At 66.4% G+C, this 2484-nt stretch carries 3 protein-coding genes and 1 pseudogene; all 4 read left to right on the plus strand.

Annotation, left to right across the window (positions count from 1 at the left end):
- Positions 1–359, plus strand: a 359-nt coding sequence (locus VG320_RS27225) for a cytochrome c oxidase subunit 3 (protein ID WP_327203177.1), incomplete at its 5' end; no start/stop codon positions are given.
- Entirely contained in the window at positions 356–778 is a 423-nt protein-coding gene (locus VG320_RS27230) for a hypothetical protein (protein WP_327203178.1), read from the plus strand. The genes VG320_RS27225 and VG320_RS27230, both read left to right, overlap by 4 nt.
- On the plus strand, positions 775–2091 hold the full coding sequence (locus VG320_RS27235; RefSeq protein WP_327203179.1) for a cytochrome c: 1317 nt from the start codon (positions 775–777) through the stop codon (positions 2089–2091). Before VG320_RS27230 ends, VG320_RS27235 begins: the two co-directional genes overlap by 4 nt.
- Positions 2092–2153: 62 nt before the next feature.
- A pseudogene (locus VG320_RS27240) lies at positions 2154–2484 on the plus strand (hypothetical protein); the annotation flags it as partial.

The raw sequence follows: 2484 nt of genomic DNA on the forward strand, positions 1-2484 counted from the left end.
CGCTGGTGCGGCGCACGCGTACCGTGCCCGCGTTCTGGGCGATGGCGGCAGCCATTGCGCTTGGAGCGGCGTTCGTGGGCATTCAGTTCAAGGAATGGCACGAGCGCCCTTATGGCCTGTCGTCCAATCTCTACGGATCGCTCTACTTCACGATCACGGGTTTTCACATGGCGCACGTGATCGCGGGCGTCGTCATGCTGTCGTGGCTCGCCGTGTGGATCGCGCGCGGCTACTTCGACGGACGGCGCGACGCTGCGCTCAATATCGGCGGCCTGTACTGGCATTTCGTCGATGTCGTGTGGCTGTTCATCTTCGGCGTGCTTTATCTGTCGCCGTACTGGATAAGGGGGCGAGGATGAAAACCGCGCCTGCCTCCGGTTCCTCGTTGGGTCCAACGCGTGCCCAGCACGCCGCCGTGTGGTTCGGACTACTTGGAGTGCCGCTCGTATGGGCCGCGCACGTGCTGATCTGCACGGGGCTCGTCGCGATCGCCTGCGCGGGCGGTGTCGCGCAACGCAATGCCCTGTCGTGGAGCGCCGCGCACTGGCTGCTCGCGCTGGCCTCCGCCGCCGCGTGCGCGCTGGCGCTCACCGGCGTGATGGCCGCGCGGCGGGCGTGGCGAGAAACTGCGATGCTCGGGCCGCGGCGACGCGAGACGTTCCACTTTGTCGCGTGGTGCGGCCTGGCGGTTTCGATCGCTTTTACGCTGGGGCTGGTTTTTACGATGTCGGTGTTGGTCGCGCTGCCGTTACAGCGCATCTGCGAGTCGCTGCGATGAACACGCGGCGCACGAAACGGCTGGTGGTGACAGGCGTGTGCCTGCTCGTCATGCTCGGCGCCTGCGAAAAGCGCGGCGACAAGGTCAACGCCACCTCCACCAAACCACTTCCCGACGCCGCGCTGATTGCGCATGGAGAGCAGCTCGCCAAAGCCGGCGATTGCGCCTCGTGCCACGACTCCGCCCGGCATGAGCCGTTCGCGGGCGGTCAGCCTGTGAATTCGCCGTTCGGCCCGATCTACGCGAGCAACATTACGCCCGACACCGTTCACGGCATCGGACGCTACACGCCCGATCAGTTTGCCGCGGCCTTGCAGCAAGGCCTAGCGCCGGGCGGTAAGCGGCTCTATCCTGCCATGCCTTATCCGTCATTTGCCTCTCTCGACAGGCGCGATATCGACGCGCTTTACCAATACTTCATGTACGGCGTCGCACCGGTCGCGAACGCCACGCCGCCAACGCGCCTGCCTTTCCCATTCAACCAGCGCTGGGTGTTGCTGTTCTGGCGCATCCTGTTCGCACGGCACGGCCGATTCGAGCCGGACCCTGCCCGCGACGCCCAGTGGAACCGCGGCGCATGGCTGGTTCAGGGGCTTGGCCATTGCGGGGCGTGCCACACACCACGCGGGCCGGCCTACAACGAAATGGGCTACGACGAGCACAGTCCACTTTATCTCACGGGCGGCGTCGCCGATCACTGGTACGCCCCCAATCTGACCGGTGACACGGGCAGCGGCCTGGGCCGCTGGAGCGCCGACGATATCGCCGCCTTCCTGCGCAACGGCCATAATGCGCGCGCCTATGCGTTCGGCGCGATGGCACCCGTCATCGGGGCCAGCACGCAGTTCCTGCCCGACGACGATCTCCGCGCCATCGCCACGTATCTCAAGTCACTGCCTGCGCGGGCGTCAAGCGGCGACTACGCCGATACCGATGCCGCGCGCACCGCCACCCAGGCGTCGCTCGAGAACGGCCTGCCCGAGCGCCCTGGCGCAGGCATTTATCTGGCGTTCTGTGCAAAGTGCCACGGCGCCGATGGACGTGGCACGACGGACAAGGCACCACCGCTCGCGGGCAGCGCACTGGCGTTGTCGGCGGACGCGACCAGCGCGCTGCGCCTCATCATCGAAGGCAGTTCAAGCCCGTCGACGGCAAGCGGCGGGGAGCCACGCAAGATGCCCGGCTTTCGCACTCAGTTCACGGATAGCGAAATCGCCCAGGTCGCGAGCTTCATCCGCGGCGCTTGGGGCAACCATGCCGCGCCAGTCGCGCCGGCAGAGGTCACGCGGTTGCGCAAGGCGATCCATCAATAAAGTCGCCGTACTAGAGTGGCTTCTGCGCGGCGCCCAACAGCAAACCATACAGGCGAACGAATATGAAGAGCCTTCTCGATGATTGCGATTACCGTGCCGCTCTGCGGAACGCACTGGTGTCAGGCAGCGCAGCGGCACTGGCGTCGGCGGCCATGGCCGCGCAGCGGGCCGGGCTCGAAGGCGCCAGTGCAGCCGCACCGATGAACGCCGTGACGCTCTCGCTCTGGCCACGCAAGGCCCTGCGCGTACAACGAGCGAGCGTGCGCTATACGCTCACCGGCTTCGCCATTCACACCTGCGCGTCAATCTTCTGGGCGCTGGGCTTCGAAACGCTGCGCGCTCGCCGGGATGCCGAGCGAAGTCTTCGCGCGGACATCTCCAGTGCGACGGCTG

Source organism: Paraburkholderia sp. (assembly GCF_035948235.1).
Classification (GTDB): Bacteria; Pseudomonadota; Gammaproteobacteria; order Burkholderiales; family Burkholderiaceae; genus Paraburkholderia.

Coding starts and splice junctions, on each gene's coding strand:
- VG320_RS27230 (WP_327203178.1), top strand. CDS start 356: ATGAAAACCGCGCCTGCCTCCGGTTCCTCGTTGGGTCCAACGCGTGCC.
- VG320_RS27235 (WP_327203179.1), top strand. CDS start 775: ATGAACACGCGGCGCACGAAACGGCTGGTGGTGACAGGCGTGTGCCTG.